General features: G+C 51.5%; 4 protein-coding genes. 1 reads left to right on the top strand and 3 read right to left on the bottom strand.

The genetic code is table 11. The annotated features are described in order from the left end of the window. Positions 1 to 673: 673 nt before the first annotated feature. Positions 674 to 2,119 carry a CCA tRNA nucleotidyltransferase gene (locus tag QZP87_RS14930; protein ID WP_291323722.1) on the top strand — a complete coding sequence of 482 codons (1,446 nt, stop codon included), beginning with the start codon at positions 674 to 676 and terminating at the stop codon, positions 2,117 to 2,119. A gap of 93 nt (positions 2,120 to 2,212) precedes the next feature. Here QZP87_RS14930 and QZP87_RS14925 read toward each other — a convergent pair whose 3' ends face one another. The 3 genes from QZP87_RS14925 to QZP87_RS14915 all read right to left on the bottom strand — a co-directional run bounded on the left by QZP87_RS14925 (position 2,213) and on the right by QZP87_RS14915 (position 6,480). After that, entirely contained in the window at positions 2,213 to 3,865 is a 1,653-nt protein-coding gene (locus QZP87_RS14925; RefSeq protein WP_291323721.1) for an AarF/UbiB family protein, read from the bottom strand. 629 nt (positions 3,866 to 4,494) lie between these two features. Continuing rightward, positions 4,495 to 4,833: a hypothetical protein gene (locus tag QZP87_RS14920; protein WP_291323720.1), complete on the bottom strand. Its 339-nt coding sequence runs from the start codon at positions 4,831 to 4,833 to the stop codon at positions 4,495 to 4,497. 303 nt (positions 4,834 to 5,136) lie between these two features. Next, positions 5,137 to 6,480 (bottom strand): TrpB-like pyridoxal phosphate-dependent enzyme, encoded by a 1,344-nt coding sequence (locus QZP87_RS14915; RefSeq protein WP_291323719.1) that lies wholly within the window; start codon positions 6,478 to 6,480, stop codon positions 5,137 to 5,139. Between the last annotated feature and the right edge of the window lie 267 nt (positions 6,481 to 6,747).

Raw genomic sequence — 6,747 nt, 5'->3', positions numbered from 1 at the left:
GGACAGGCACTCCGGGACCCACTTGAGCATCATTTTGTGCTCAAATCGACTCATTTTTTGGGACAAGCGGGTCCCGGAAGAGCCAGTCCCCGTGCTACATGCAAAGCGCTAAACAGATACCTGTAACGAATCTTTTCTACCTGGTATCTGTTCATAGCTTTGCATATCGCATGGCTTCCAGCCAAGAGGCATACAGCCCGGTGGGGGAGCGGCTTCACCCGCACCCAATTTTATATGGCAGAAACACTGCAGAATATTTGAAACAGATAGGTGCGGAGGTGCCTGTCCTCAATTGAGATACGATATTAATTAAAAATATTAGCACTACAGCGACACTTTGAGTAAATTATCGCCCCGGCCACCGGGGACAGGCACTTTTGCCGACCTCAAACCGTAAAACGGCCGGACTATCCGGCTGCAAAAGAGCCAGTCCCCTTCCAGCTTGAATAAAGTGTCGCTGTAGTGTTAGTTTTGTGGTGTTAAACTGGACAGTCAAAAGTTTTTTGTAACCATTTATTTTTATTTTTTTTTTGGCAGCTCAACATGTCTTTCGGGCCAGACCAGATCTCTATCTAAAATTATTGACTTTATTTCTTTCAACCAGGAACGAAGAAACCAGGAACTTTGAACTCTCAAGTGTTAAACTATAATCATCAAAGGCGGCTATTCAGAAATGTCACCCAGTCCAGGCTACAAGCATCCGCCACAGGATTCTTTCCCGGCATGCTCCCAGCCATCACGTCCGCTTCTCCACGAGCCTGATCATAAAGGCCTGGCCGCTGCTTTAGATGCAATTCAAATTATTAACAGGCATGGTTATACAGCCCTGGTTGTGGGTGGTGCGGTGCGGGATATTCTTCTTCAGCGCTCCGTAAAAGATGTGGACCTGGCAACGGATATGCCTCTGGAAAAACTACAGGAAATCTTCAAGGCCTATGATATGGGCAAAAGCCGAAGCTTTCAAACCATTGTCCTGGTCCATAGTGGAGAGTACCTGGAAACAACCCGGTTCAGGGGCGTCGAAGAGTTTTCCCGGGATCTCATGGCAAGTGCGGATAAAAAAAACCTGCTTTTTTCAAAGGACGCCCTGCACAGGGATTTCACCATCAATGCCATGTCCCTTGACGAAAACATGGTCCTGCTGGATCCTTACAGTGGACAACAGGATATCATCCTGAAGCAGGTGCGTGGGGTGCAATGCCCCAGGGCTCGCATCAGGGAGGACCCGTTACGCATGCTCAGGGGGATAAGGCTGGCTTGTGAATTTGATTTTGAACTGGAGGAGAGAACTGCGCAGGCTATGCGGGAACTGGCCCCGGATATATGCCGGATATCTCCGGAAAGAGCAGGCCGTGAAATAATAAGGCTGGCCTCGCTTAATGGTCCTGCATTCGCACGTGGGATCGTGCTTATGGACAGTATGGGACTGCTGCGTCTTTTGCTGCCGGAGGTGGAAGCCCTGAAGGACCTGCCTCACGACCCCAGGCATCACCCCGAGGGGGATGTGTTCCACCATACACTGGAAGCCATCCGATCCAACAGACTGCCTGACTCTGCCCTGAACATGGCTCTGCTGGCCCATGACTTGGGCAAAGGACCTGTAGCGGAGTTGAACCCCGGCATGGGTTCTTATCGAGGCCACGACCGGGCGGCCCGTGATTTAGTCCGGAACCTGGCCCAAAGACTCAGGCTCCCAGGGGTGGTGGCCAGGGCTATGCAGGCGGTTGCGGTCAACCACATGCGCATGCACGGCCTGGATGAAATGCGGCCCTCAAAAATACTGGAAATGGTTGAGCACCCCTATTGGCCTCTCCTGGCCAGGGCCTCGGTCTGTGATCACCAGGCCAGGGGGACGGAAAAAGGGCGTCGACAGCAGGAAAAAATAAATCAGGCCCTTGCAAGGGTGGCTTCCTGGCTGGATGAAGACAGCAAAAGCAGCAGACCGGTTATCAGCGGCAACCAGGTGATGCAGCTTACAGGGATTCCCCCGGGGCCCCTGGTAGGCCGCATTATGCGTGAGACAACAAACTGGGCCAGAGACAACGACATACACGACCGGAAAAGCATCCTGGAGTACGCCCGTCACCTTGCCCGGGAACATCAAAATACTTCCAGATGAAGCTGTCACCAAGGAGTGCCTGCATCAAATATCCCAGAGGTCCCTGCTACTGTAACCCGGCTGCAGCCGGTCTTGAAAAGCTAAGCTGAACCCTCACCTCTTCCTTGAACGTACCATGGCCATTACCAGTCTCAGGCTCAGAAAGATGGCGATAATATAACCAATGACGCCCAGGGCAGGGTACCCCCAGAGCCTGGGGCCGGTATCGGCAATAATCACCATACCCGAGCCCAGGAAAAGGGCTCCGGTTACAATGCCCACCACCAGCCGGTTTATTACCCTCTCCAGGGTGGCCTGCAGTCCCTCCAGGTTCTGGTGCTGAAAGCGTATGGCCAGTTCTCCCCGGTCCAGTTTGCTGATAATATCCAGTGTCTGCCTCGGCAGTTCGTACTGAAAACGCAGCAGGTACCTCAGGCTTTTCTGCAGTCCTTTAAAAATATTGGAGGGACTGAAGCGGTTCTTTCCCATGCGGCGCACCATGGGCTCGGCTTCCTTGATGACGTCCAGTTCAGGATAGAGCAGCCTGGCCGTTCCCTCGGCAGTAACCATGGCCTTGATCATTATTGAAAGGTCTGTTGTAAGTATTCTGCCGTGATTCCTGAGCAGGGTGGTCAATTCCATAAGCAGCTGTCCCAGGTTGACTTCTTTCAGAGGCAGCCTGGTAAAATGGCTCACCACCTCCAGAACCTCGTTCTGGAGCATGTTGCGGTTTACATTTTCCCGGCCCATGGTAAAGGAAATAAGTATTTCCGTAACCTCCTCCACGTCATTGTCCACCACGGCCCCTATGAGATCAATGAGCTCATAACGCACCTTGTTGGTCAGACGCCCCACCATGCCCCAGTCCAGCAGGATCATATTTTCTTCCTCGTCTATGAGGATGTTGCCGGGATGGGGGTCGGCGTGAAAGAAACCTTGCTCCAGGACCTGCCTGATGGAAAAGTTGAGTCCGAGTTTAGCCAGGCTGGCTCTGTTTTTGAGTTCGCTTATCCTGACGTCTTTCATTTTGCTGCCGCGGGAAAGCTCCATGGTAATGACGTACTGACCGCACAGGTCAGGATAAACCTCCGGGACCAGAATCTTTTCTTCGGGCAGGATATGAGAGCGCACCACCTGCATATTGCGCATTTCCTGAACAAAATTCAGCTCCTGAAGCATGAGCTTTCTGATGCGCTGTACCAGCTGCGGTAGATTGTAAACCTTGAATGACTCCATACGCCCGTCCAGGCGGATGGCTATCCTTTCCAGGATGTCCATGTCACTTTTGATGGTCTCCGCAATATCAGGTCTCTGGATTTTGAGGGCCACCTCCTGGTCACTGTCCTTTAATCTGGCCTTGTGCACCTGGGCCAGTGATGCTGCTGCTATGGGGGTCTCTTCAATTTCAGAAAAAATATCCTCCAGGGGGGCATTAAAGCTGTCCTGCAGCACCTTCCTGATCTCTGAAAATTCTTCAGCCGGGACGTCATCCTGAAGTTTTCGCAGTTCATCCAGCAGCTCCCTGGGCAGGAGATCCGCCCGCTGGGAAAGGATCTGTCCGCATTTGATAAAGGTCGGTCCCAGCTCTTCCAGCACCATGCGCATTCTCTCCCACCGGGTTAGATGCATGGTGTGTACCCTGATTTTTTCAAGATACCGGCGCCCCGGGACATCCAGGCGGTCCACCACATCGTCAAAGCCGTACTTGACCAGTGTACTGACTATCTCGCGAAAACGTCCCAGGTGAGCTATGGCCCGAATATCCATCAGTTTATCCTTACAAAAAATGTATCACTGCAGCGACACTTTGGGTTAATTATTGCCTCGGCCACCGGGGACAGGCACCCGGCACTTATTTTCCTAAGGAAGACTTAGGGATGTTCAAAATACCAATATACCGTTACTGTTTAGTGACTTAACCGTTGAAAGCCTGCCTGCCCAGTTTAACAACGCTGAAGGCGTTCCTGCTTTGCTGATTTTAACTGGGGTTACAAAAAACAAGAAATTTTAGACAGGATTAACCACGCTAAAGACGCGTGGCAGGCATAGATGGACAGGATAAGCAATCAGCGGCCGGAAGCCGCAGATTGCATTAGCCATCCAGCACTCACTTTCTTCCGGCATTCATGGGTGCCGGAAGAAAGTGAGTGCTGGAGTGATTACCTTTTGGCCTGGCTTCCGGCCAGGACAAAAATATTTTTCTCTTAATCCATCTCTTAATCCTGTTAATCCTGTCAAAAAAGCGCTTTTCTTTATTGGGTTGCGGGCAAAGCATTACTATAGCGGTATATCAGTATCTTTCTAATCCCTTACGGCTTATTATAATAAGTAACGGGGAGCCAGTCCCTCTTCGAGTTCAACTAAAGTGTCGCTGTAGCAGAAAACAACAGACACAATTACCCCCTGTCCTTTTTTTCTTCCTGCATCTTAAGGCTTTCCAGGGCGGAAACCCGGTCTTCCAGGCTGGAAACTCTGGCTTCCAGATCCTGTACCTCTTCTCGGCCTGCAATCTCCAGCCTTTCGCGACCGGTCTTGACGGTGTTCAATAGCCATTCCTGAAGCTCCGACTGCTGTGTTTCGCTCTTCTGAACAAACTCCCTGACCAGGTTTTCACCTTCTTCAGCGGAAAGCTTGCCCTTTTCCACCATCTGGTTGACCTTTTTTTCAAGTTCCTCGGCAGTAACCACTACCAGTCCCAGTCCCGTAAGAATTCCCTTCTTGAATACATCAAGCATGACTTTTTCTCCTTTATTCATCTGGTTTAACGCTTTGCATGTGGCATGGCTTTCTGCCCGACCTCCGGCTCGTAAAAATTCGTTCTTGCGGGTCGGCTTGCTGATCCGCTTCCAGCCAGTAGATCTTCCAGGCCGCAGGAAAGAGCAGGCAACTCAGAGAGAGTAGAGGGAGGCAGACAGCCCGCAGGGGGACCGGTTCTCCCAAGCTGATTTTTCTGAAAGAAAAGCGGCGGATTAAAAAAAAGCGTTGGTGAGAGCCAGTCCCCTTCGAGTTTAAATAAAGTGTCGCTGTAATGAGCCAGGCTAGACCTCCGGGCATTCCGACAGAGATTTCTTAATATCCTCATCTGAAAAGGCCTGATCCTTGAGCTCTCCTTTAAGATAAGTATCGTAGGAACCCAGGTCCAGCAGACCGTGACCGGAATACAAAAACACTATTACCTGTCCCGGCTCAGCTTCTCTGGCAGCGTCAATGGTGGCTTTTATGGCATGCGCTGTTTCCGGGGCAGGCAAAAACCCTTCATTTTGCATGAACAACCGGGCGGCGTCAAACACCTCGTTTTGAAAATAGGCCCTGGCCTCCAGTAGTCCCAGTTTGGCTACATGGGAAATTATAGGGGCTTCTCCGTGGTAGCGCAACCCCCCGGAATGAATAGGGGGAGGGAAATATCCATGCCCCAGGGTGTACATCTTGATAAGAGGTGTCTGTTTGGCCATATCCCCATAATCATATGTAAACCTGCCCTTGGTCAGTGTGGGGCAGGCCTGGGGCTCCACAGCCATGAAGCGGATCTTCCGGCCGTCAAGTTTCTCCGGCATAAAGGGCAGTATCAGCCCGCCGAAGTTGCTGCCCCCTCCTACGCATCCAATGAGGATATCCGGCTTTTCGCCCGCTATCTGCAGCTGTTTCTTGACTTCCAGGCCGGTAATGGTCTGATGATGCAGGACATGGTTCAACACACTGCCCAGAGCATACTTGGTGTCACTGTTCTGAACGGCGTCTTCCACAGCCTCGGAGATGGCCAGGCCCAGACTGCCTCCGGAAGAGGGGTCCTGCTCCAGGACCTTGCGTCCCACGCTGGTATGCCTGGATGGAGATGGAAACACTTCGCCCCCGTAAGCCCGGATTATGATACCACGGTATGGTTTCTGATCATAACTGCAGCGAACCATGTATACCGTACATTTCATTCCCAGCATCTTGCAGGCGAAAGACAGGGCTGTACCCCATTGACCAGCGCCTGTTTCCGTGGCCAGGCGGCTTACTCCCTCAATCTTGTTGTAATAGGCCTGGGCTACTGCAGTGTTGGGCTTGTGCGAACCCGCAGGCGATACTGATTCATCCTTGTAATAAATCCTGGCTTTACTGCCTATCGCCTGCTCCAGCCTTCTGGCCCTGACCAGGGGAGAAGGCCTGTAAAGCCTGTATATCTCCAAGATGGGCTCCGGAATATCAATCCAGCTTTTCCCGGACATCTCCTGCTCGATGAGGGACATGGGAAAAATGGCGGAAAGTTTTTCAGGGGCAATGGGCTGCATGGTCCCGGGATCCAGGGGAGGTGCCATGGGCTCAGGCAGATCCGGCATGACATTGTACCAACTTGTAGGCATATCCTTTTCTTCCAGAATGATCTTGGTCTGCTGCATAATGATTTCTCCTTGTATATGAACTGCGTGGCTGTGTTTGAATCCTGGTCATCTACAACAGCCGGTAATCTTTTTCAAGCAGGCCCGCAAGCCTAAAATGCTTGCATTCCCGACTCAGTTTGCCTAAATTATTACCCGAAGATTAGCCCTACAGCGAAACTTATGATTGACCTCCGGGGACTGGCTCTCCCCGCACTTATTTTTATTCAAAATGATCTTGGTTTTATTGGAAAAAATAAGTGCGGGGGTGCCTGTCCCCAATTGAGG

It is taken from the genome of Desulfonatronospira sp. (assembly GCA_003563255.1).
In the GTDB taxonomy this organism is placed as follows: Bacteria; Desulfobacterota; Desulfovibrionia; order Desulfovibrionales; family Desulfonatronovibrionaceae; genus Desulfonatronospira.
Note: the sequence above shows the minus strand (reverse complement) of the source record. Positions and strands in the feature narration are given on the sequence as shown.